17 protein-coding genes are annotated in these 25,486 nt (G+C 43.5%); 8 read left to right on the top strand and 9 right to left on the bottom strand.

Going from position 1 to position 25,486, the window contains the following annotated elements; translation table 11 throughout:
* Positions 1-399: 399 nt before the first annotated feature.
* From mutT to nadC, 9 genes are all read right to left on the bottom strand, one after another.
* The gene (gene mutT / locus ACHUFW_RS14150) at positions 400-795 is read right to left on the bottom strand and encodes an 8-oxo-dGTP diphosphatase MutT (RefSeq protein ID WP_394203991.1); all 396 of its coding nucleotides are present in this window, start codon (positions 793-795) and stop codon (positions 400-402) included.
* Complete coding sequence (yacG, locus tag ACHUFW_RS14145) at positions 792-1,010, bottom strand: DNA gyrase inhibitor YacG (protein WP_394203990.1); 219 nt, start codon at positions 1,008-1,010, stop codon at positions 792-794. Before yacG ends, mutT begins: the two co-directional genes overlap by 4 nt.
* 41 nt (positions 1,011-1,051) lie before the next feature.
* Positions 1,052-1,786, bottom strand: coding sequence for a cell division protein ZapD (gene zapD, locus ACHUFW_RS14140; RefSeq protein ID WP_394203989.1), 735 nt, complete (start codon positions 1,784-1,786; stop codon positions 1,052-1,054).
* 4 nt (positions 1,787-1,790) lie between these two features.
* Positions 1,791-2,396: a dephospho-CoA kinase gene (gene coaE / locus ACHUFW_RS14135; protein WP_394203988.1), complete on the bottom strand. Its 606-nt coding sequence runs from the start codon at positions 2,394-2,396 to the stop codon at positions 1,791-1,793.
* A gap of 9 nt (positions 2,397-2,405) precedes the next feature.
* Positions 2,406-3,329 carry a prepilin peptidase gene (locus ACHUFW_RS14130; protein ID WP_394203987.1) on the bottom strand — a complete coding sequence of 308 codons (924 nt, stop codon included), beginning with the start codon at positions 3,327-3,329 and terminating at the stop codon, positions 2,406-2,408.
* Between the two features lie 68 nt (positions 3,330-3,397).
* Entirely contained in the window at positions 3,398-4,657 is a 1,260-nt protein-coding gene (locus tag ACHUFW_RS14125; protein WP_394203986.1) for a type II secretion system F family protein, read from the bottom strand.
* Between the two features lie 109 nt (positions 4,658-4,766).
* On the bottom strand, positions 4,767-6,473 hold the full coding sequence (gene pilB, locus ACHUFW_RS14120) for a type IV-A pilus assembly ATPase PilB (protein WP_394203985.1): 1,707 nt from the start codon (positions 6,471-6,473) through the stop codon (positions 4,767-4,769).
* Positions 6,474-6,485: 12 nt separating this feature from the next.
* Complete coding sequence (locus ACHUFW_RS14115; RefSeq protein WP_394203984.1) at positions 6,486-6,917, bottom strand: type IV pilin protein; 432 nt, start codon at positions 6,915-6,917, stop codon at positions 6,486-6,488.
* Positions 6,918-8,004: 1,087 nt separating this feature from the next.
* Entirely contained in the window at positions 8,005-8,889 is an 885-nt protein-coding gene (gene nadC / locus ACHUFW_RS14110) for a carboxylating nicotinate-nucleotide diphosphorylase (RefSeq protein WP_394203983.1), read from the bottom strand.
* Positions 8,890-9,205: 316 nt separating this feature from the next.
* Here nadC and ampD point away from each other — a divergent pair, with 316 nt between their 5' ends.
* The 8 genes from ampD to ACHUFW_RS14070 all read left to right on the top strand — a co-directional run bounded on the left by ampD (position 9,206) and on the right by ACHUFW_RS14070 (position 25,468).
* Positions 9,206-9,745, top strand: a complete 540-nt coding sequence (gene ampD / locus ACHUFW_RS14105; RefSeq protein ID WP_394203994.1) for a 1,6-anhydro-N-acetylmuramyl-L-alanine amidase AmpD — start codon at positions 9,206-9,208, stop codon at positions 9,743-9,745.
* Positions 9,746-10,250: 505 nt separating this feature from the next.
* Positions 10,251-11,102 (top strand): beta-lactamase regulator AmpE, encoded by an 852-nt coding sequence (gene ampE, locus ACHUFW_RS14100; RefSeq protein ID WP_394203982.1) that lies wholly within the window; start codon positions 10,251-10,253, stop codon positions 11,100-11,102.
* A 402-nt stretch (positions 11,103-11,504) separates the two neighbouring features.
* Positions 11,505-12,257 (top strand): pyruvate dehydrogenase complex transcriptional repressor PdhR, encoded by a 753-nt coding sequence (gene pdhR / locus ACHUFW_RS14095; protein ID WP_394203981.1) that lies wholly within the window; start codon positions 11,505-11,507, stop codon positions 12,255-12,257.
* 70 nt (positions 12,258-12,327) lie between these two features.
* Positions 12,328-14,994 carry a pyruvate dehydrogenase (acetyl-transferring), homodimeric type gene (gene aceE / locus ACHUFW_RS14090; RefSeq protein WP_394203980.1) on the top strand — a complete coding sequence of 889 codons (2,667 nt, stop codon included), beginning with the start codon at positions 12,328-12,330 and terminating at the stop codon, positions 14,992-14,994.
* A 12-nt stretch (positions 14,995-15,006) separates the two neighbouring features.
* Complete coding sequence (gene aceF, locus ACHUFW_RS14085) at positions 15,007-16,962, top strand: pyruvate dehydrogenase complex dihydrolipoyllysine-residue acetyltransferase (protein ID WP_394203979.1); 1,956 nt, start codon at positions 15,007-15,009, stop codon at positions 16,960-16,962.
* 139 nt (positions 16,963-17,101) lie between these two features.
* On the top strand, positions 17,102-18,532 hold the full coding sequence (lpdA, locus tag ACHUFW_RS14080) for a dihydrolipoyl dehydrogenase (protein ID WP_394203978.1): 1,431 nt from the start codon (positions 17,102-17,104) through the stop codon (positions 18,530-18,532).
* Positions 18,533-18,742: 210 nt separating this feature from the next.
* Positions 18,743-23,194: an EAL domain-containing protein gene (locus ACHUFW_RS14075; protein ID WP_394203977.1), complete on the top strand. Its 4,452-nt coding sequence runs from the start codon at positions 18,743-18,745 to the stop codon at positions 23,192-23,194.
* 57 nt (positions 23,195-23,251) lie between these two features.
* The gene (locus ACHUFW_RS14070; protein WP_394203976.1) at positions 23,252-25,468 is read left to right on the top strand and encodes a patatin-like phospholipase family protein; all 2,217 of its coding nucleotides are present in this window, start codon (positions 23,252-23,254) and stop codon (positions 25,466-25,468) included.
* The last annotated feature ends 18 nt before the right edge of the window (positions 25,469-25,486 follow it).

Genomic DNA, 25,486 nt, shown 5'->3' with positions numbered 1-25,486 from the left:
CGGCACTTCTGATGTTTAGGATTAACAAATGCCTTGATGGCATGGATGTTAAGGAGGTCAAGGATGCCAATGAAAGGCCGTGTGCCTCGCCTCCAGCTTCTTAACAAGTCACTAAGCTACTAAGCTTCTGAATGGGTTGCATTCATAGCAGAGCTTCTTTGAGCCCATGTGTTCGCTAGGCGAACCGCGCATAACTTGCACTTCTAACATCTATATGGGTGGTTGGCCGATTTCCAGATGATCATTTAACCAAGAAATAGAATCGACAGACGTAGTGGGATCTATGCTTTGGAATAAGGGAAAGTATTAATAGGCAGGTTACATATGGTTATTGGCATTATAGCGCCCTAACGCTTCTGTTAGGGCATAAATTACGCTACTAGGGGAAGGGGGGGGACGCTAGAGGTATTGTTGCTGTAGCTTAGCGACAATGGCTTTGTTGGCCTCGGGAAAGTCGATAGCAGCTAACTCGGTAATCGTTACCCACTTTATCTGTTGACCTTCGTTACCTTTAGCTTCGCCAGTGAAATTCGTCACAGTATGAATATCAAGTAATACTTGTTTATCACTGTAGTCATGGGAGATCGTCATGAAGGGCATTGAGCTAGTCACTTGAAGATCAACTTCCTCTTTTAGCTCTCTGATGATGGCGGCTTCAGTGTTTTCAGTATTTTCTACTTTTCCACCGGGAAACTCCCATTTTCCACCTTGATGCAGATGAGCATGACGCTTGGCAATGAGTACCTGATTACTTTTACTGAGTATGACTGCTACGGCGACATGGACTCGTTTCATTGTTTATCGTCCTTAAAGAAGTCAGCTTCGTCATAGCCTAGTGAGTCGAGAGATTCTGCATCAAACTCAGGTTTGACTGGTATAGCATGCTTTTCAGCCGCCCATTCACCTAGGTCGATAAGTTTGCACCTTTCACTACAAAAAGGCTTAAATTTGGATTCTGGTGTCCACAAAACTGGGGTATTACAGGTTGGACAATTGACTTGTGTTGGCATTCGATTTTCCGATAAGTTGTTGCGCAAGTATGGTACTGAGTTTAGCCACAAGTTGCCAACTGAAAGTTAATGGCTTGATCGGAATGTTTTTGTTGGTCGAATTGGACAAAGTGAATTGCGTAGCGATTCTTATGGCCGCTAATAGTAGGATAACAACCTTGGTCGGCATCTATTTTTACGCGAATAAGCGATAAAGCTTGGGGGCTGTCGCCTTGGTAGAAGCCTGCTTCGGCTATGGCTTGCTGATATTGAGTAGTTTGTCTGGTTAAATCGAGTAAAAGTCTTATTGGGTTGAGCAAGCAATCAAAAGTTGATACCCAAGCTGCGTACTCTTGCTGTCTTGCTTCCCAAGGTTTTGCTAACCAATAATGTAATTGTGGTAGGTCAAAATTACAGCAAGCGCCCGGCATATTAAATCTTTGTCTTAACGCGGCTAGAAAGCGATTTTGTTTGAGTGATTGTCCGGGGCGATTGCAATTTAGTAGTCGCTCTCTTGCGAGCTTTAATTTGAGAATATAGTCGTCAGCTTTGTCGGCATCGATATGGGGTAAGTTTAACCATTTAGATAGGTTGAGTAATTGCTTATCGATATCCTTAATTATTTCGCTGCGGTAATCGCATCGCTCTGTGAGCTCGCATAAAGAGAATAACGGGTAAAAACAACGATGTTGATGATCATGACTAAGGTTGGTATCTAGTTGCTGAGCAAGATATTCTAGTCGCAAATAACTACGAGTTTTTTCATTGAGTGGTTGTTCGTAGGTTAGATGGGTCATGTCATTATAAGTTTTCGGCTATTTGCAAATATTTTTGGTGTAGTTTATCTACTTGTTGTATCAATGCCGATTGGGTTCCATGATTGTCGATGACATCATCAGCTTTTGATAGCTTATCTGACCTAGAGGCCTGACTATCTATTATTCTTTGCACTTGTTCTGCGCTTACGTCATCCCTGGCTGCGACGCGCTTCATTTGTTCTTGTGGTGAAATATCAACCACTAAAGTGTAATTGACTAACCTATCTAAACCGTTTTCAAATAGCAAGGGTACAACCAAAATAGCATAGCTAGAACACGTTTCATCTAGTTGTCGTAGCATTTCACTGCGGATCATGGGATGTAACAGTTCATTTAACCAATGCCGCTGTTCTGGTTGGGAGAAAACTAGGTCTCTCAACGCTTTTCTATCTAACTCACCATTCGAAAGTAGTATATTTTCACCAAAATGCTGGCTGATTTTTTGTAAACCTAAGCTACCCGGAGCGACCACTTCTCTGGCAACAATATCGGCATCAACTAATTCAATGCCTTTTTCCGCAAACAGTTCGGCAACAGTGGTTTTGCCGCTACCAATCCCACCGGTTAACCCTACGATTAGCTTTGCCATTATCTACTCTTATAAAGTTGCCAAATAAGCATGGACGATGGGCTCACCCCAAATGAGTGCAATCCAACCAGCTACAGCAATATAGGGGCCGAAAGGAATAGGATTACCACTGTTGAGCTTCTTGTAAATAATCAACATTATGCCTACGACCGCTCCAACTAGAGAAGAAAGTAGGATGATAAGCGGTAACATCTGCCAACCTAACCAAGCACCAAATACGGCCATTAATTTAAAATCACCATAACCCATACCTTCTTTGCCAGTGACTATTTTAAACAGCCAATAAACACTCCATAGGCTTAAATAACCAGCAACAGCACCAATCAGTGAATCTGAAATTGGGACAAAGATACCGTTCAAGTTTACAATTAAACCTAGCCAAAGTAGCGGCATAGTGATTTGATCAGGTAATAGCATTTCATCTAGGTCGATGCCTGTGAGCGCAACTAGTGAAAAAGTTAGTATGGCAGCCAGTAAAAACTGCAGTGAAGGACCAAAATGCCAGGCTAATGTTGCAACCATTGCGCCAGTTAGTAATTCAAAAAACGGGTAGCGCGCTGAAATTTTACTGTCACAGCTTGCGCACTTTCCTTTTAAGAGTAGCCAGCCAAGAATAGGCAGATTATGCCAAGGTTTAATATTGGTTTTGCATTTTGGACAAGCTGAGACGGGAACGACCAAATTATACTTTTCAGGGTAGTTATCAAGCGGTTTATCTAACTTTCCAGCAATGGGCGCAATGATGTCTTTATGGTATTCGTTGAGGTACTGGTTGCACTCTTGTTGCCATTCGCGTTTCATCATGATCGGTAATCGATGAATCACCACATTAAGAAAGCTGCCAATGGTGGCTGAAAAGATGAAAGCCAGGAAAATGAATAGCCAAGGTAATTCGAGCATTGTGGCTTGGAATTGAGAAAACAGCGCAGTCATATTTAATTCTTGTTAGTTATTTTATCGAAATTTACATGAATGAATATTATAAATAAAGTAGGCTCTGACTAGCCAACCACTTTACCCATTTGGAAAATCGGAAGATACATGGCTACAATCAAGCCACCAACGATGGTGCCGATCACAACCATCATAATAGGCTCAATCAAGCTCGATAAACCGTCTACTGCATCATCGACCTGCATCTCGTAAATATTGGCAATTTTATTGAGCATCTCATCTAGGCCACCGGACTCTTCACCAATCATCACCATCTGAATCAGCATGTCAGGAAAAATACCGGTTGTACGCATAGCAACGTTCATCTGCATACCCGCCATGACCTCTTCTCGAACTTTTAATAGTGCACTGCGATAGACATAATTGCCCGACGCCCCAGCAGCGGACTCTAAGCCTTCTATTAACGGTACACCCGCTGCAAAGGTGGTAGCTAATGTGCGAGCAAAGCGTGCCATTGCTGCTTTGTGTAATATCGGACCAACAGCCGGTATTTTCAGTATTAAGGTATCAACTTGGTCGCGAAACTTTTGTGAGTTGCGATGGGTTCTTATAAATGCAAAAACACCGGTAATGATAGCGGCTAAAAACAGATACCACGAGGCTTGTAGCCATTCAGAGATTCTTATTACCAGTTGGGTGAAAGCAGGCAGTTCGGCGCCAAAGCCAGCAAAAATCTCTTCAAACTGGGGTACAACAAAAATCAGTAGAAGTGCTGTTACACTTATAGCAACTAACACTACCGCGGTGGGATAGAACATGGCTTTCTTAATTTTTGACTTAAGCGCTTCGGCTTTCTCCCTATACATTGCAATGCGATCAAACACCGCGTCGAGTGAACCTGAGTGTTCGCCAGCGGCAACTAAATCAATGTAAAGATCATCAAAGTACTGCCTGTGGGGACGCAGTGCATCGGACAGAGGAATCCCTGCTTGCACCTCATTTAAAATGGTTGATAACAGCTCACGCATTTTAACTTTTTCATGGCCGCGCCCTAACATTTCGATGGTGGTGACTAACGGCACACCTGCGGCCAACATGGTAGCGATTTGACGGGTGATCATTGCAATGTCCATTGCTTTGATTTTCGGGTCGCTCAGCTTAAAAGGCGAAGATGCCTTCTTTCGAACAACCTTAGGATTAACACCTTGGGATTTGAGTTGACTTTTTATTTCAGCTACCGTGATACCTCGCAGCTCTCCGGAGGTTTTTTTGCCGTCTCGGTTAGTACCTTTCCACTCATAAGTGACCACTTTAGGTTGGTTTTTTGCCGCTTTTTTGGTTTTTTTAGTTGCGGTAGCTGTGGCCATGATGGATCCTTGCTGATAGTTATTTTTAATTCTTAATTTCTAAACTGTGAATATAGCTAGTAGTTGTAAAAATTAAGTGTTGTTCACTTATGCATTTACAGCGTGTTTACTAAAAACTGGTTACGCGGTTGATCTCTGCGATGCTGGTGACTCCCTGGATCACTTTAAGTAATCCGGAATCGCGTAAATCACGCATACCTTGCTGCTTTGCTTGATTGGCTATTTGCAAAGAATTACCGCCTTCCATAATGGTGCGGGCAATTTCATCGGACATCTTCATCACTTCGTAAATACCAACGCGACCTTTATAGCCACCAGAGCAGTGATCACAACCTTTGGGTTTAAATATAGTAAACCCTTGGCTGATTTGCTCATTGGTAAAACCCAAAACTTCAAGCTCATGTTGCGGCACATCTTCTGTCTGCTTACACTCAGTGCAAAGTCGCCGAGCCAAACGTTGGGCGATGATTAAGTTAACTGAGCTAGCAATGTTGTAGCCGGGGACGCCCATATTGACCAAACGGGTTAAGGTTTCAGAGGAGGAGTTAGTATGCAGTGTCGATAACACTAAGTGACCGGTTTGCGCTGCTTTAATGGCAATTTCTGCGGTTTCTAAATCTCGAATCTCACCTACCATGACGACATCGGGATCTTGGCGTAAAAATGAGCGCAATGCTGAGGCAAAGGTTAATCCGGCTTTTAAATTAATATGTACTTGGTTAACGCCTTCAAGGTTAATCTCCACAGGGTCTTCGGCGGTGGAGATATTGCGGGCTTCGGTATTGAGGATATTAAGACCTGTATACAAGGAAACAGTTTTACCTGAACCGGTAGGGCCGGTTACCAAAATCATACCTTGAGGTTTGGCGAGCATCTCTTCATATAGTGCCCGCTGATCATCTTCGTAACCGAGCTTTTCAATACCAAGTTGCGCAGAAGATGAGTCCAAAATACGCATCACGATTTTCTCGCCCCAGATGGTGGGCAAGGTACTGACACGAAAATCGATAGATTTGGTGCGTGACAGTTTCATTTTAATGCGGCCATCTTGCGGCACGCGGCGTTCAGCGATATCGAGTTTAGACATCACCTTTAGTCGAGCTGAGATTCTTCCTGATAAGTTGACCGGTGGCTCAGAGACCTCATGTAAGATTCCGTCGATACGAAATCGAATACGATATCGTTTTTCATATGGCTCAAAGTGCAGATCCGATGCGCCTTTTCGAATCGCATCAGTGAGGATTTTATTGATGTAAATGACAATTGGCGCATCGTCACCATCAGTTTTTTGATCATCTTCCCGCTTATCGGTGTCAGTAACTTCAATATCAGCAAGCGAAGCATCATCAATGCCATCTAAATCCAGTGCGCTGATATCTTCTTCGAGTATTTTCTCGAGTGCCGAGCTGAGTTTGTCATCTTCAACCAATATGGCTTCGGCATGCAGGCCGGCGCTAAATTGAAAATCCTCTAAGGCGGCGATATTGGTGGGATCTGAGGTGCCAATATATAAACGGTTGCCACGTTTAAACAGTGGTAAGCATTTATGTTTTTCGATTAATTTTTTATTTAGAAAATCTTCTGGAATACTACGGACATCAAACTCATCAAGATCGAGTAAAGGTGTTCCATACTCTTCATAACATAGTTCAGCTATAGTTCTCGCTGAAAGAAATTTACTGGCCACAAGAGTTGTGACCAGTGACAGCCTATTTTTACGCGAAAGGGCTACAGATTCGGCAAGCTGTTCTTCTGTGAGCAGCTTTTTCCGGATAAAGAGTGTTGAAAGCCCTAAATGTAAGCCTGTTGTTGGCATAAAAATTAACTGCTAGGGGGCAACGTAAACGCCAGCACCTTTTTGACATAAATCAGTATCAGCGGTTGCAACACCTGCAGAAGTAAATGTCACTCCACCAGTAGCGTCAAAAGCTGCGCCAAGGGTACATTTACTTCCGGTATAAGTTAATGTAGTTGCTGTATCTAATGCTGGTGCTGCGGATACTCCAAGTTTTTTGTTTTTACCAATTTCCGTACCAAGAGTTGAGCAACCAATATCGGTTTGGATACATGCTTGAATTTTTTGAGAAAAAGCTGTAACTGCTTTCATAGAAGCACTACCGTCCGCCTGAGTCACGTAGTCTTTATACGCAGGCAATGCAATGGCTGCCAAAATACCGATAATCGCCACAACGATCATTAATTCAATAAGGGTGAAACCCTTTGCGTTTTTCATCTGCTTGTTTAATTGAATACCTTTCATGCTATCTCTCTCCGTATGACAGTATGTTGACTCAACGTAACAGTGGATGACTCGTGATTGACATCACGGGTGCATTGTCCAATGCTCTAACTGGTTAATTAATTCTAAGCTTACCGCTTATATAAAGTTAATTAACTAGGTGGCTCCTGCCTGAAAATCCTTTGGTTGTGTCGCTATCGCTATCAAATAACTATAGTAAAAAATTTTTGGTTTTTAAAACTTTTGCTTTTTAAAACCGCTGTTAAAAACTGCTTTTTTTAAAAGCTAAGTTTCAACAAAGTTACTCGAATCTGCTTTGCAGTGTGTTTTATCCTATCCATAGTAAGATTGACACTTCGATGACCTTGTTCTTTTCGGCAAACTGCACCACTGGGTGAATTCATCTTTTATTGATACTTGGTGATATTTGCAGTAGCAAAAACCGTGGTATCAGTCAGTGATTTTTAACATCTGTATTGCTTAACTTCAGCTTTACTTGGGAGCAAGCAAAACAGCTGTAAGCGATGAGTTTGAATCAGAGATTACTATTATTATTGTTAAAGTAATGTGAAAGAAACTCTCAGTCACTGATATTAGATGAAAGTACAACTGTCTACCTTCATGGTGAGTTGGCCGAAATGGCCATCTCGCCTAGGTTCAAAGTTAGTACAAAGTTAACTTAATTGGAACACCGAAAAGCAACAAAGTATTAATTTATTGGTAAATTTGTCTAAAAGAGGCTGAAAGTTGTTAAAAAAGTTCTAACATTTTTATGGCGATGATCGGTTTACTGGCAAAAATTCTTTGGGTGTCAATATTCAGACGATTTTTAACTGTTTAAATATTCATCGACAACAGACTATGCTGAAGTATGTGTTAACAAATTGTGCTGCCTGATTGGGTGGCAACTTGATTGGAAGGACGCTGTTAGTCTCATAACATAGCCGAGCGAGATAATGAGGCTAACTCAAAGAGTGCTTACTAAATAGGTGCCATAAGTTCTAATTAAACAGTAGCTGAATAGATAGGGAGTACCTAAGTTCAATATGGCCGCTCACATGTTGGCAATGAATATGAGCAGCCACATTATGTAGTGTATTATCGGTAACTATTCAGATTTTAATCTTAGAGATAAATCGAGGGCTTTGACGTGCTTGGTTAATGCGCCAACTGAAATATAGTCAACACCGGTTTTGGCAAAATCGCCAATAGTCTCTATCGTCACGTTTCCAGATACTTCCAATTTCACTTGCTGTGAAGCCTGGAAACTTTGGTTAAGTTCTACAGCATCTAGCATCATCGTAATATCGAAATTGTCCAACATTACGATGTCACATCCAGCTTCGATAGCTTGTTTTAACTCATCAAGGCTTTCTACTTCCACCTCTACAGGTTTGCTAGCATCTAACTGTCTTGCAGCTTTTACCGCATTGCCAATCGAACCCGCTGCCATAATATGGTTTTCTTTAATCAGGAAAGCGTCGAATAATCCGGTGCGGTGGTTTTTGCCACCACCGCAGGTGACTGCGTATTTTTGCGCTGTACGTAAACCTGGAATGGTCTTGCGGGTATCGAGCAGTTTGGTGTGGGTGTCGGCAATTCGATCAACATAATGCTTAGTGAGGGTCGCCACGCCCGATAGCGTTTGAATAAAGTTCATTGCTGTGCGCTCACCGGTTAAAATGGCTTGCGCTGGGCCAGACATTTCACATAGGACCTGGTTAGCAACCAGTAAATCACCATCATCGACATGCCAATGTAAAGCAACATCACCACCGAGTTGATTAAATACTTGCTCAGCCCAGGCTTTGCCACAAAATACGCCATCTTCACGAGTGATTAAACTGGCATTAGCGTGTTTATCAGCAGGGATAAGCTGCGCTGTGATGTCAGCTTTTAATTTGTCTTTACTGCTTATATTGGTGTCAGCGCTATAACCTAAGTCTTCTTCTAATGCGGCTTTGACAGTAAGTCGAATATCGTTCTCTAGCATCTCATTTATCCTCTGCTTAATGCATCTACTCCGTGGCGGTCTATTTGGTGACCTGGAGTGCTAGCTCTTTTGATTATGGTAGCAAATTCAGCTACAAAAAAGCAGGTGCTAACAAATGAAATATCACGCACAATAGCTCTAGGGGTGGGTGGTCTTTTTCTCTTTTTAGCGTCTTATGTTGCGCAGCAATTATTTCTTCGTCCCTTTTCTTAGTTGTTTATATTGGTGATTTTTATCAGTCGTTGAGGCTGACTATATAGAATGGGTTTAGCCATTCTATGTAAAAAGTAGCAAGTTGGAGTTTATGCAAACAAAACTGTTGATAGAGCAAGGTTGGGTAACGTCATGCAGGCAGTGTGTTTCACCGCACTTTAACCATAGACCTAATAAAGAAGTCAGCTTGTTAGTGATTCATAATATCAGTTTACCAGCAGGCTGCTTTGGCCTGCCTTATATTGACCAGCTTTTTCAAGGGTGTCTGGATACTAATGCAGATGACAGCTTTAATGAGTTAGCTGGTTTAACGGTTTCAGCTCACTTTCTAATTCGCCGAGATGGTGAATTGGTGCAGTATGTCAGTTGCGACGATCGTGCTTGGCACGCTGGAGTGTCGAACTACCAAGGCCGCGCGGGGTGTAATGATTTCGCCATCGGTATTGAGCTAGAAGGCACAGATACTCAGGCCTATGAAGACGTGCAATATCATGTACTCAGTCAGTTAACTAAGGCTTTGTTTGATTATTATCCTGAACTGGATGCCACTAAAGTCGTGGGGCATTGTGATATTGCGCCAGGCAGAAAAACTGATCCTGGTGAAAGCTTTGATTGGCCAAGATATTTAGCGATGCTTGAGTGAATTGCTGGTTAGCCATAATCAGTGACGCATTATGACAAAATACCATTGCTATAATACCAATCGGCATAAGAAAGTGATCTACTCAGAGCTATTTTTGGCAAACTAGTTCGAGACGAATAACTTAAGTAATAGTGGTTCTATTGGGAAGTTATTCAACGAAGAAGTAGGCAGCCAAAAAAGCGCCCAAAGGGCGAGTTTTAGCACTTCTGATACTGTGTAAACGAACTTGAACGTAGAGTCACTATGCCCTTCATTCGTTGCAAGCCACATGGATGTGGTGAATGTCATTAATGCACGACTATAGGGATATAGGAGGTAGAGTAACGCAGGAGCAGTTACCGAGGAGCATTTAATGACCTTGTCTCAGAAGCGCTAAACTCTCGCTGAGCGATCACATCGTTATGCCGATTGGTATAACGTGCTGCTGTCACAAAATAGTTTTGTTGTTCTGCCATATTAGCCGTACACTGTGAGTAGTTGATTTCATTAATGAGGATTGGGCTGTATGGCGTTATTTTCGTTGTTGGTTGCCATTATGGTGGAACGATTAAAGCTACTACCTGCTGCTTGGCAGTTGGAGTCCATTCTTGCCTTATATACAAAACAGCTTTTTGGCCGTCGTCAGTTAACGTCTGATGTGATGATGGCACTGGCCTTACTATTTCCTGCGATTGTCGTTCAAGTACTTATCTGGTCGGTTAATGGCGTTATGTTCGGCTTTTTGAGCCTATTGGTTTGGGTATGTGTCGCGATTTTGTGTTTCAGCCATTTAAGTCAGCGCAAAACCTTTAAACGTTATATGCAGGCCGCTTGTCGTGGTGATCGTCAAGCATGTTATCGATTTGCCGATGCATTAGATCCTCATCACTCCCTTGAAGCGGTGAGCGAGCAAGATTTAGGCGCTAAAGTTGGCCAAACTGTTGCTTGGATTAACTACAGATTTTATGGCGCGGTGGCGCTGTTTCTTATTCTTCTCGGGCCCGCCGGCGCGGTGTTTTACTGTTCGGTGCGTTATTTTACTGACTTGGCAAAAGCGCAAAATGAGCCTCTACCATTAGTGGCTAAGTTGTTGGCGGTGTTAGATTGGCTACCTAGTCGGCTTTTTGCTTTTGGTTATGTATTGAGTGGCCAGTTTTCTAATGCGAATGGTGTGTGGCTGCGTCATGGACTTAATTGGCGTACTGATGCTAAAACGATCATTACAGAAGTTGCCATTGCTGCGGAGCCAGTTTCTGAAACTTCAAACGCTCCGGTTTGTGTGCAGTCCACCTTAAGCTTGTTATTGCTGAGTAAGCGTAACTTTATCTTACTGGTGACGATATTATCTTTGCTCACGATTTTTGGTGTCGTGCTGTAGAAACAGTATTGAGGTGTAGAACCAGTATTAAAGCAGTTAGCGATAACCTTGGTTATATTTGTTGTTTAGCGTGGCATTATACCCTTCATACTTGTTGTCGCTCTGCAACTCCAGTTCTCTTGGGTGTTTATGGTTTCTAGTAACGGCTATTTGTTGCCGCTACTTTCCCTTGTGGTCGTGATATCGACTTAATGTTTGACCTTCACTATGTCGTTTACTATATCGTTAGATAAAAAGTTAGGTTCAATGGTCAGACCCCTTTTTGAATAAATTAAGCTATCCTCACAGATTGTGAGTTTACATGAAGCAGATCACAAACTAGACAAGCGAAATGTGATTTGATAAAGTGCGCTCAGTCAATTAAATTGGTAAGACCAATTTACAATAGGAGCTGAGGGCCATATGGCTTATAGCAAAATTAACCAGCCAAAGATTTCCGATGTCATCATGAACCAATTGGAGCAGATGATATTAGAAGGCAGTTTACAGCCAGGTCAAAAGTTACCTCCTGAACGTGAACTGGCACTCCAGTTTGAAGTCTCTCGTCCTTCTTTACGCGAAGCGATTCAAAAGCTTGAAGCCAAAGGGTTATTACTCCGCCGCCAAGGTGGTGGTACCTATGTCAAAGAGCAATTATGGCAAAGCCTTGCCGACCCTATCGTAGAGCTAATGCATAGTGATTCTGAAAGCCAATATGACTTATTGGAATTTCGTCATGCAACCGAAGGTATGATGGCCTATTTTGCGGCGCTTCGGGGGACCGACGCGGATATGCAAAATATCAAACAAAAAATCCTAGAAGTTGAATCGGCTACGCAAATCGAAGAACAAGCGGCAGCTATTGTACGATTTTATCGCGCAGTGGCAGAAGCTTCACACAATGTGGCCATGCTTCATCTAGTACTGAGTTTATCGCCTGTGCTGCATAAAAACGTAGCGCAGAATTTGGAGTTGCTAAGTCGCAGAGACGATGCCTCCACCATGGCAAATGAACATCGCCGCGCGTTATTGGCCGCTATTGTTCGCCGTGATCCAGAAGCTGCACGCGAAGCCTCGAATGAACACTTAAGTTACATTGAGGAAGTGATGCTAGCAGTCAGGGAAGAAGACAGTAGGTTGCAGCGTAGTCTGCGCCGTTTGAAAAGCGGTGTATAGGCAATAGCCTGGCAGCGTTTTTAATAATTAATTCATAACATTACTATTGTATATAGGGAAGGACTGCGAAATGTCTGAACATATGCTACAAGATTTAGATCCGTTGGAAACCCAAGAGTGGGTTGACTCTTTGCAAGCTGTTTTGGAGCAAGAGGGGCCTGAACGTGCTCACTACTTACTTGAAAAGCTAATTGATAAAGCACGTCGTAACGGAACTCATCTTCCATATAAAGCAACCACCGCTTATTTAAACACTATTCCTGCGGGTCAAGAGCCGCATATGCCAGGTAACCAAGAGATGGAGCGTCGTATTCGCGCTATCGTTCGTTGGAATGCGTTGGCGATGGTATTGCGTGGTTCGAAAAAAGATCTTGAGCTTGGTGGTCACATTTCTAGTTTCGCTTCAAGTGCGACGATATATGATGTGTGTTTCAACCACTTTTTCCGTGCGCCTAACGAAAAAGATGGTGGCGATTTAGTTTACTTCCAAGGTCATATTGCTCCAGGTATCTATTCTCGCTCTTTCCTAGAAGGACGCTTAACTGAAGAGCAGATGGACAACTTCCGTCAAGAAGTGGACGGTAAAGGCTTACCTTCATATCCGCATCCGAAGTTACTACCTGATTACTGGCAGTTCCCTACCGTTTCAATGGGCCTAGGTCCGATTCAAGCGATTTACCAAGCGCGCTTCTTGAAGTACTTAACTGACCGCGGTTTGAAAGACTGCTCTGAGCAAACAGTATATTGCTTCTTAGGTGACGGTGAGTGTGACGAGCCTGAAACCTTGGGTGCGATTGGCCTTGCTGCTCGAGAAGAGCTAGATAACTTAGTCTTCATTGTTAACTGTAACTTACAACGTCTAGATGGCCCTGTTCGTGGTAACGGTAAGATTATTCAAGAGTTAGAAGGCGAGTTCCGTGGCGCAGGTTGGGAAGCGGTTAAAGTCATTTGGGGTCGTTATTGGGATCCGCTATTAGCACGTGATACCAGTGGTAAACTGCTACAGTTGATGGAAGAAACCGTCGATGGTGAGTACCAAAACTGTAAGGCTAAAGGTGGTGCATATACCCGTGAGCACTTCTTCGGTAAATACCCAGAAACAGCCGAGATGGTTGCAAACATGTCAGATGATGACATTTGGCGTTTGAACCGTGGTGGTCATGATCCAGTGAAAATTTACGCAGCGCTGCAGCATGCGAAAAACACTAAAGGTCGTCCAACGGTAATCTTAGCTAAGACAGTAAAAGGCTATGGTCTTGGTGACGCTGGTGAAGGTAAGAATATTGCTCATAACGTTAAGAAAATGGATATTGGCGCGGTACGTTACTTCCGTGATCGTTTCAATATTCCAATTCCAGATGATCAATTAGAAGATATTCCATTCTACCACCCAGGTGCAGACTCTGAAGAAGTTAAGTATCTAAAAGATCGTCGTGAAGCATTGCATGGTGCTATGCCTGCGCGCCGTGAGAAGTTCTCACAAGATCTTGATATACCTTCATTGAAAATCTTTGATGCAGTGCTAAAAGGCTCTAATGGCCGTGAAATTTCTAGCACCATGTCATTTGTTCGTATTCTGACTGCGTTGCTGAAAGATAAAAAGATTGGCAAAAACATTGTGCCAATTATTCCAGATGAAGCCCGTACATTCGGTATGGAAGGCTTGTTCCGCCAAGTGGGTATTTATGCTCACGAAGGTCAAAAGTATGTTCCACAAGATTCAGATCAAGTGGCTTACTATCGTGAAGATAAGTCTGGACAAGTATTGCAAGAAGGGATTAACGAATTAGGTGCAATGTCATCTTGGGTCTCTGCGGCGACAAGTTACTCTGTCAATGATACGCCAATGATTCCATTCTATATCTACTATTCTATGTTTGGTTTCCAACGTATTGGTGATATGGCATGGGCGGCAGGCGATATGCGTGCTCGTGGATTCATGGTGGGCGGTACGTCTGGGCGTACAACACTTAACGGTGAAGGCCTACAGCACCAAGACGGTCACAGTCATATTTTGGCTAACACCATCCCGAACTGTGTCTCTTACGACCCAACGTATGGTTATGAAATTGCAGTAGTTGTTCAAGATGGTATTCGCCGCATGTACGGAGATGACCAAGAAGATGTGTTCTATTACATCACGACAATGAACGAGAACTACGAACAGCCTGCAATGCCAGAAGGTGCCGAAGAAGGTATCGTTAAAGGTATCTACAAGCTGGAAAGTGTGGCTGGTAGTGGTAAAGGTAAAGTACAGCTGATGGGCTGTGGCACTATTCTTGAGCAAGTTCGTAAAGCAGCGCAAGCCCTAGCGAAAGACTTTGGTATCTCGTCTGATGTATTCAGTGTGACTAGCTTCAATGAGCTAACACGTGACGGCCAAGCGGCTGAGCGTTACAACATGCTGCATCCAAACGAAACAGCAAAAGTGCCATATATCAGTGAAGTCATTGCTAGCGATGCGCCTGCTATTGCAGCGACTGATTACATGAAGCTTTATGGTGAGCAGCTAAGAGCTTATATGCCAACTGACTATAAAGTACTTGGTACTGATGGTTTCGGTCGCAGTGATAGCCGTGAAAACCTACGTCATCACTTTGAAGTCGACGCTAAATTTATTGTGATTGCATCACTTAAATCATTGGTCGACCGTGGTGAGTTACCTGTTGATGTACTCAGCAAGGCAATTGCTGAATACGGTATTGACGTTGATAAGATCAACCCACAATACGCATAAAGGGGAATTAAAATGGCTGAATTAAAAGAAATTTTAGTCCCTGATATCGGTGGGGATGAAGTACAAGTTATTGAAATCTGTGTTGCTGTTGGCGACAGCATCGATGCAGAAGAGTCGATTATTACTGTTGAAAGTGATAAAGCGACAATGGATATTCCAGCGCCATTTGCCGGAAAAGTTGCCGAGCTAAAAGTGGCTGTGGGTGACACTGTCTCTGAAGGTAGTCTTATTGCGATGATGAGCGCAGAGGCGGCAGAGCAAGCTCCAGCAGAAGCTGCCGCTCCTGCTGCGGTTGAAGCGCCTGTTGCTGCGCCAGCTCCTGTAGCAGCTGCCGCTCCAGCAGCATCGGCGGCAGTGATTGAAGTAGCTGTACCGGATATCGGTGATGCTGAAAACGTTGATGTTATCGAAGTACTGGTTGCCGTGGGTGACAGTATTGATGTTGATACCGGCTTAATCACGTTAGAAACCGATAAAGCGACCATGGAAGTACCTGCACCAGCAGCTGGTGTGGTTAAAGAGCTGAAAGTTGCGGTTGGTGATAAAGTGTCACAAGGTTCATTAGTGCTCATGTTAGAAACGAGTGCAACTGAGTCGGCGACACCAGCTCCAGCAGAATCTGCTGCCCCTGCGCCAAGTGCAGTAGCGGCTCCAGCTGCTGTCGCTGAAGTTAAAGAAATTGCTGTGCCAGATATTGGTGATGCAGAAAACGTTGATGTGATTGAAGTGCTAGTATCTGCAGGTGAAACCATTGAGGTTGATGCTGGATTAATCACCCTTGAAACCGACAAGGCGACCATGGAAGTACCCGCACCTTTTGCTGGTAAACTGGTTTCTGTCACGGTTAATGTGGGTGATAAAGTGTCTCAAGGTAGCGTGATTGCAACTATTGAAACACAGTCTGCAGCGCCAGTAGCAGCTGCACCAGCACCAGCAGTACCTCAAGCAAGTGCTCCTGCAGCCCCCGCGCCAACAGCTGCGCCAGCATCTAAGCCACCTGTACCGCATCACCCCCATGCAGGTAGTGCTCCAAAAACTGGCGCAGTACATGCGTCACCTGCTGTGCGCCGCTTGGCTCGTGAATTTGGCGCAGATTTAACGCGCGTTCAAGGTACAGGTCGTAAAGGCCGTATCTTAAAGGAAGACGTACAAGCGTTTATCAAGTATGAGCTTTCACGTCCGAAAGCCTCCGCAGCGACCAGTGTGAGCAGTGGCGAAGGTGGGTTACAAGTTATTGCGGCACCGAAAGTTGATTTTGCTAAGTTTGGCGAAGTGGAAGAAGTACCGCTAACTCGTATTCAGAAGATATCTGGTCCTAATCTGCATCGTAACTGGGTGACGATTCCCCATGTTACCCAGTTTGATGAAGCTGATATCACTGAGCTTGAAGCGTTCCGTAAACAACAAAATGAAGTGGCTGCCAAGCAAAAGCTGGGTATTAAGATCACCCCATTGGTGTTTATGATGAAAGCTGCGGCTAAAGCCTTACAGCAGTTCCCAGTATTTAATGCGAGTTTAAGTGCTGATGGTGAATCACTGATTAAGAAGAAGTACTACCATATTGGTGTTGCCGTTGATACGCCTAATGGTTTGGTAGTACCGGTCATTCGTGATGTGGATAAGAAAGGCATTCATGAGCTGTCTACTGAGTTGATGGACATTTCAGTTAAAGCGCGTGAAGGCAAGCTAAAAGCGGCCGATATGCAAGGCAGCTGTTTCACCATCTCAAGTCTTGGTGGGATAGGCGGTACAGCATTTACCCCTATCGTTAACTACCCAGATGTTGCGATTCTAGGTGTCTCTAAGTCGGAGATTAAACCTAAGTGGAATGGTAAAGAGTTTGAGCCTAAGCTAATGTTGCCATTATCATTATCTTATGATCACCGTGTGATTGATGGCGCAATGGCAGCACGCTTTAGCGTGACTCTGTCAAGTATGCTGTCCGACATACGTACACTTATTTTGTAATGATGAAGGCTGCTCATGTTGAGTGGCCTTTTGTTTACAAGACTGACAGGTTAAAATGCGGCCACCTTACAAAAAGCTGGCGTCATAAAGCGTTGGGCAGACACTATTCCCGACGGAATGAGAAAGAATAGAGGAAAACATGAGTAACGAAATCAAAACTCAGGTAGTAGTTTTAGGTGCAGGTCCTGCGGGCTATTCAGCCGCTTTTCGTGCTGCAGATTTAGGTTTAGATACCGTTATTGTTGAGCGTTTTAACACGCTTGGTGGTGTATGTTTGAACGTGGGTTGTATCCCATCAAAAGCGCTATTGCACGTATCTAAAGTCATCGAAGAAGCGAAAGCTGTTGCTAACCATGGTGTGGTATTTGGTGAACCACAAATCGATTTAGATAAGCTACGTGAATTTAAAACTAGTGTTATCGGTCAGTTGACTGGTGGCCTAGGTGGCATGTCTAAAATGCGTAAAGTCGATGTGGTAAACGGATTTGGTAAGTTCACTGGTCCTAATACCATTGAAGTTGCGGGTGAAGATGGCGTTAAAGTTATTCACTTCGAGCACGCGATTATTGCTGCAGGCTCACGTCCTATTCAATTGCCATTTATTCCACACGAAGACCCACGTATTTGGGACTCAACCGATGCCCTAGAGCTGAAAGAAGTGCCAGGTAAGCTATTGGTTATGGGCGGTGGTATCATTGGTCTAGAAATGGGTACTGTTTACTCTTCGCTAGGCAGTGAGATTGATGTCGTTGAGATGTTTGATCAAGTTATCCCTGCAGCTGATAAAGATATCGTTCGTGTTTACACCAAGAAGATTAAGAAGAAGTTTAATCTAATCCTTGAAACTAAAGTGACTGCGGTTGAAGCCAAAGAAGACGGCATTTATGTTTCGATGGAAGGCAAGAAAGCACCAACTGAGCCTGTTCGTTATGACGCGGTATTAGTTGCAATTGGTCGTACACCAAACGGTAAGCTTATTGATGCAGATAAAGCTGGCGTTAATATTGATGAGCGTGGCTTCATCAATGTTGATAAGCAAATGCGTACCAATGTAGCAAACATCTTTGCGATTGGAGATATTGTTGGTCAGCCGATGTTGGCTCACAAAGGTGTGCATGAAGGTCACGTTGCTGCCGAAGTTATCTCGGGTATGAAGCACTTCTTTGATCCAAAAGTGATTCCTTCAATTGCTTATACTGATCCTGAAGTTGCTTGGGTAGGTCTAACTGAGAAAGAAGCGAAAGAGCAAGGTGTTGCTTATGAGACAGCGACTTTCCCTTGGGCTGCAAGTGGTCGTGCAATTGCCTCTGATTGTTCAGACGGTATGACTAAGCTGATTTTCGACAAAGAAACTCATCGTGTTATTGGTGGCGCTATTGTTGGTGTTAATGGTGGTGAACTACTGGGCGAAATTGGCCTAGCGATTGAAATGGGTTGTGATGCCGAAGACTTAGCATTGACTGTTCACGCTCATCCAACATTACATGAGTCAGTAGGACTTGCTGCAGAGATTTATGAAGGTTCAATCACTGACCTTCCAAATCCAAAAGCGAAAAAGAAGAAAAAATAACTTCTTTTAGATGATGAAAAAAGCGCTCTTAGAGCGCTTTTTTTGTATGTGATTGGTGCTGAAAAACTGTGCGTAAATAGTGGCCATTGTGATAAAGGGAGGCGGATAAATATGAAACTGTTACTTATGACTAAAAATAGCGCAACATAGCAGGTGAATTTAGTCTATCTAGCTGCTACATTAATCATAAGTTTATGAGTTAAGAGCCAAATGATAATAAGAATAGTTCATAAATTACTGCTGACCTTGTTACTTGTAATGCTTCCTATTCATGCATTACAAGCCTCTAACCTTGTCCAAAGAGTTTTTGATGAACGGGATGGTCTAGTTAATGCCACGGTTAACGATATTGAGTTTGATGATTACGGTTATACTTGGGTTGCCACCGAAGAAGGCTTATATCGGGTCAGTAATAGTCGAGTTCGACGTATCGACACCGAATTGGGCAAAGAGAGACTGAGCGACCCATTCATTTATGTCGTTGAGCGCTTAAGCGCCGAGTACCTGTTAGTTGCCAACTATTCCAATGTTTACTTGTATGACATTATTCAGGATAAGTTTATTCAATTTGGCAGTGCGGAGTTAGCCCCTGAGCATAAACCCCGTGGCTTGTTGGCTATTTCTAAAAGTGCAGATAAACAATGGCAATTGCTGTTTGAAGATGGTGAATTAGCTAAGTTTGATTATCCTCAACAACGCTTATCGAATATCAGTTATTTACCAATGGTGCCTGATCAACCTTGGTATCAATTGCTGAGTTTACCCCAAGGTAAAATGTTGGTAGCCAACACCAACCAGCTACAATTGCGTGACGCGCAGGGGCAGTTAGAGTCGATCCTACCATGGCATGACTCCATGGGGATGATCAAAGCCTTGTATTTGGATGATTCAGGTTACATTTGGGTGACGTCGAGTGATGGCTTATATCAGCTCAATTTGGCTAAGTTAGTTATCGAACCAGTCAGTAAGGTGCCTTATTATGTGACGAAAATTCGGCAAGATCAGCTGGGTAATTATTGGTTAGCGAGTCGTAAGGGCTTGTTAAAGTGGAATAGAGAATTAGGCAAGCTCAGTATTTTTAGTGATGAGCTAAAGAGTATTGCTGATATTGATTATATTTATGATATTGCCATAGACAGCAATAATGTCATTTGGGTTGGTGGCTCCGGTGAATCGCTGGCAGTTATCACAGACCGCCCAGACTTTTTACTAGAGCAGTTTTCTAAGTCGCTACCGTATCAGCTCAGTGACGAGATGATATGGTCAGTTTTTGCTGACGGTGAGCATTTATGGTTTGGTACTGATAATGGCTTAATTAGAGTTAAGCAAGATCAACCTGGCAGTGTGACTATTATTCCTGAAGGTATCGCCCTCAATGACAGCATTTATAAAATAGATGCGGTTGATGAAACTCACCTACTACTGTCGACCACCAATGGCTTGTTTATCGTAAACAGTCAAACATTTGAAACTCAGAGATTTGCTCAATGGAGTCGCGGAAGTAATTCACTGGAATATAAAGCGGTTTATACCAGTTACCATGATCCTAAATTGCCACAGCGTTGGTGGTTTGCAACCACTGGTGGTTTGTATTTCTGGGATTATGGTGAGCCAGAGTTACAGCCGTTTAAACTTGCCAGCCCTACACAGGCGTATGAGAGTCCCGAAATTCGCAATGTCTACCGTGGTTTAGAGGGTAGGTTATGGATAGCTGGTGCCGGCTTGTTTGGCTTTATTAATGAGCAAGGTCAGTTCATTTCGCAGTTTAATGTCTTTAATGAACCTGGCCGGCTTGTTGATGTTAACTATATTGATTCAATTGATGAAGAAACTTTATGGGTGGGGGCATCAAATGGATTACTTGAGTATGACATCGCCGACGAAACAGCAGTTAATTTAACTGAGCGTTGGAATGTTGATTGCGGCAGTGTTTATTTCATTCAGCAAACTACAGATTATCGGTTAATTGGTTGCTTGAATGCGATTATTCGTCAGCATAAAGCCAGTGGTGAGATATTAGTAGTTGAAGAGGAAGATGGCTTGTTTGGTGATGAGCTCAATGATGGTGCTTATTTCTATCACTCTGATATGGGCTTATACGTTGGTACGCCTGATGGCGTGATGTTGGTAGACCCCGCTAAGATGACTAATCGCTTAAGTCATGATGGCGTGTTTCTCGAAGCGGTATCGATCTTTTATCCTGACTTCAATGACGTACACTTAGTGCCACAACAAAATCTCATAGTGGCGCCAAACGCCAGTATGATTAGCTTTCAGCTCACCGGCATGGACTATCTTGACGACCAACCACTAGTATTAAAATATCGACTGCGTGAACAAGGTGCAGAAAACGATAAAGAGTTTGTCATGTTATCGGGCCAGTCTCAGGTAAACATTTCCGAGCTTAATGCGGGGAACTATTTGCTAGAAGTGCTGAGTCAGCAAAATGGTATTTGGGCGCAAGAGCCCTATGTGTTTGCTTTTGCTGTTGAGCAAATCTGGTGGAAAACCGCTTGGTTTAAGACCTTAATCATACTGGGTTCATTATTTATTTGTGTGGTTATTATTATTGCTAGGCAGCGTCAGCTTTCGGCGTTTATTAAGGTAAATCGGGCATTAGTTGAGAGCGAAGTCCGTCTTAGGCAGTCACTAAAAGGCAGTGATTCAGAGCTATGGGAATGGCGCAGTGATACGCAGTTATTTACCCTCGAAAATCAAACCGATCATTTTAGTTCTACACCAGGTAATATTAGTTTAGACGCGGAAAATCTACCCATCCACCCAGAGGATAAGGACCATGTGTTTGCCGCATGGCGGCGTTTGCTTAATAAGGTCGACGATAAGTTTGATGTAGAATACCGCTATCGAAAGCCTGATAAAAGCTGGGGGTGGACTCGGGTTAGGGGCAGGCCTATTGTGTTTGATTCATCAAGTGGTAAGGTGCTCAAAGTTGCGGGTATCTATGCGGATATTACCGCTAAACGACAACTTGAAGATGATGCCAAACTACTTGCCCAGGCATTTGGTAATACCTCAGAAGGGGTGTTGATTTTAGATGCCAAGGAACAAGTTAAAGTCTCTAATCAAGCGGCACAACTGATTTTAGGTTTCACTGAACATGCCTTACTCAAGCTGAGCTTTTCACAACTGGTTAATGATGGTGAAGAGCAAAGTGATGAAGTTGCGACCTTGCTTAATCAAGGCGTTTCGTGGACCGGAGAGCGGGAGTTTATTTGTGCCAATAAACAAACGTGCCCCGTATGGTTGAATCTGTCGACCATGCTAGATCAAAAGGGCAATATTACCCATTATGTGGCGGTATTTTCTGATATTACAGAGCGGAAACGAACTGAGGCCGACTTACGCCGTTTAGCCAATTACGACGTGTTAACAGGACTAACCAATCGCTCGATGTTCTCTAGCCGATTAACCAAAGCGGTTCAACGAGCACAAGGTAATGGTGGCCGTTTAGCGTTGCTATTTTTAGATCTGGATAGGTTCAAAAATGTTAATGATTCCTACGGTCATAGCATGGGGGACGCACTGCTGGTTGAGGCTGCGAATCGCTTGCAATCCTGCGTGACTGACGAGCATACATTGTGCCGTTTTGGTGGAGATGAATTTGTCATACTCTTGCACAAGGTTGATAGCCTAGATCAAATTAATCATTTGTGTGAGCAGTTATTACAACAGATCGAAAAGCCGTTTGAATTATATGGGCGTGAATTTTACATTTCTACTAGTATTGGTGTCAGCTTATGGCCTGATGATGCTCGTCAACCAGAGGAGTTGATTAAAAATGCTGATCAGGCGATGTATCACGCCAAAGAAGAAGGGAGAGGTAATTTTCAGTACTTCTCATCGGAGCGTAATAGTGAAGCCCTTTATCACCTTAAGCTAGAAGCAGACTTGCGTAAAGCTATCGAGCGTAATGAATTTGAATTGCACTATCAGCCGCAAATCGACATTTTAAAAGATGACAAGGTCATTGGCATGGAAGCGCTTTTGCGTTGGAAGCATCCTCAAGAAGGGTACGTGCGACCCGACATATTTATTAAAGTCGCAGAATCATGTGGTTTGATTATCGATATTGATCGATGGGTATTAGCCCAAGCCTGTCAACAAGCTGCTAAGTGGAGCAAATTATTAGTTGATGAGTTTAAGCTGTCTATTAATATTTCGGCGGTACAGTTTAGGCAACCTGACTTTATCCATGGGGTGCAGCAAGTATTGCAAGAGACTCAGCTTTCACCGGGTTTACTCAGTTTTGAGATAACAGAAGGGGTGCTAATGAAGGAGCTGCAAATTGCTCAGTCACACCTTAAAGACTTGCGAGATATCGGTATTGAAGTGGCAATTGATGATTTTGGTACCGGCTATTCATCACTTGCTTACTTACGTCACTTTGATGTTAGCACCTTGAAAATTGACCGTTCATTCTTGATTGATATTGCCACTAATGAGGCTGATCAAGCGATTGCCAGCAGTATTATTGAATTAGCCAGAAACCTGAAACTAACCGTAGTGGCAGAAGGCGTAGAAACTCAAGAGCAGTTAGAGCAAGTATTTAGCCGCGGCTGCTACATAATTCAGGGCTATTATTTTGCCAAGCCTTTACCCGTTTCGGCGTTTGAAGATTATATTGTGCAACAAGGTAAGTAATTGGTTTTATTTTGCTAGAATGTTTGTGTTTTGTATCACATTGATAAAAAGAACCCTATGCGACGTCTACTTATTGCTTTCTTAGCAAGCTCTATAATTAGCCCCTCACTATTTGCTGAAGAAGTGCGACCTAAAATTGGTTTAGCGCTTAGCGGTGGTGGTGCCAAAGGTTCAGCCCATGTAGCGGTATTAAAAGTACTGGAAGAAAATCGTATTCCTGTGGATTACATCGCAGGCACCAGTATCGGTGCGTATGTCGGCGGGATGTATGCGCTTGGCTATAGTGCGACAGAAATTGAAGCGATCATGTTGGGGGAGAATTGGAATGATGGATACTCAGATACCATTCCCAGACAAGCACTAAGTTACCGAGAAAAACAGCATAGAGATCGGTTTAATATCCCCATTAATGTGGGCTATAGCGATGGCGAAGTTAAAGTGCCCAACGGTCTACTGCGCGGGCAAACTATGTCCACTTTACTGCAGCGCTCTACCGATCTGGTTAAGCAATTTGGTCATTTTGATGAGCTAGCCATTCCATATCGTGCCGTGGCAACCGATTTAGAGACCAGTCTGCCTGTGGTGATGAATAAGGGTAGCATTGTGAAAGCGATGCAAGCTTCGGCGTCAGTACCTGGTGCACTACAGGCAGCGGAATACGAAGGCAAGATTGTCGTTGATGGTGGTATCGCTAACAATATGCCGGTCGATGTGGTTAAAGCCATGGGCGCTGATATTGTCATTGCAGTGGATATCGGCTCATCACTGGTAAAACGTGACGAGTTAGGTAGTACCATTGCGGTGTTAAACCAGCTATCGACGATGTTGACTAATGCCAGTACCACCCGGCAGAAAGCGCTGCTGTCTGAAGATGATATCCTTATTCGTCCAGATGTGGGCACCATGAGTACCACCGACTTTTCGATTATGCCGGCGGCGTATGCTCAAGGTAAAGAAGCGGCCTTAGCTCAACTGGAAAAACTGCAAGCGCTGTCAACAACATCGGCTTCCTATGAGAATTATATCGCCCACAGAGAACAAGTCAGTAAGCGTTGGGTTGATGAAATTAATCGTCCAGTGATTGCCATTAAATTTGATAGTGACGCCAATGTCAGTGAAACCCTGTTGCGGGAAACCTTGGGCATTGATGAAGGCACTGTGGTCACCACAGAGAAGCTCGAAGCGGGTATCGCGCAGTTGTATTCCCTCGATAAGTTTGAACGGGTTAATGCTGAGTTTGTCGATACCCCCGAAGGGCGGGTCTTGACGGTGGAAACCAAGGGCAAGTCATGGGGGCCAAACTATTTTCAGTTAGGTTTTAGCTGGGAGGATGATTTTAGCTTAGATTCATACGTGTCACTGGATGTGGCCTATACCATGACCAACTTAACTGAGTTGGGGGGAGAGTGGCGTAACGAGTTGAAATTAGGCTATGAAAAGCTTTTATCTACAGAATTCTACCAACCGTTAGATACCGAGCAGCGCTTCTATTCTCGTGTGCAATTGAGCTATGAGAGAAAAGATTGGAATATCTATGATAACAACAACAAAGTCTTACTCCTGGAAGAGACAAGCTATCGAGGAGATATCGGTGTTGGGTATAACTTTATCAAAGAGGGCATGATTGAGCTAGGGATGACGGCTGAGCGAGGAAGCCTAGAAAATGAGTTCTTTTTGATTGATCCAGACTACGATTCTGTTGGTGGTTACCTTAAATTTGGCTTCGATAATTTAGACAGTATCAGTTTCCCAACCAGTGGCAACCGTTTTACTGTTAACTTGTTTTATCGACGAGAAAACTCTCCTCAGTTTGGCTTGATAGAGCCATCGAAAAACTCAATGCAGATAGAAGCTGATTGGCGAGGTGCGCTCAATTTAGGTAATCATGCCATTGTCGGTAAAGCCTCATTTGCCACGGTGGATAAGGACAGTGGCGCCTCAGTGCATGTTTCACAGCTTGGTGGGTTCCTAAATCTCTCTGGCTATCATAAAGATGCACTTGCTGGTCCGCATAAATTGTTTGGTGCGGTTATTTACCAATACGATTTGGGGCGTGATGCATTAGGTATGACAGATTATCCATTGTATTTGGGAGCCAGTTTTGAGGCGGGTAATGTCTGGGATTTTCGCGATAGTGTTACTATTGATGATTTGATTTACGGCGGCAGTTTGTATTTGGGGACTGACACCAGCGCAGGACCAGTGGCCCTTGGCTACGGTTGGACGGATGATGGGGAGTACACTATCTTTTTGTTTGTTGGTAAAAACTGGTAAACATATTCGCTTATTGAG

It is taken from the genome of Shewanella waksmanii (genome assembly GCF_043643685.1).
GTDB lineage: Bacteria > Pseudomonadota > Gammaproteobacteria > Enterobacterales > Shewanellaceae > Shewanella > Shewanella waksmanii_A.
Note: the sequence above shows the minus strand (reverse complement) of the source record. Positions and strands in the feature narration are given on the sequence as shown.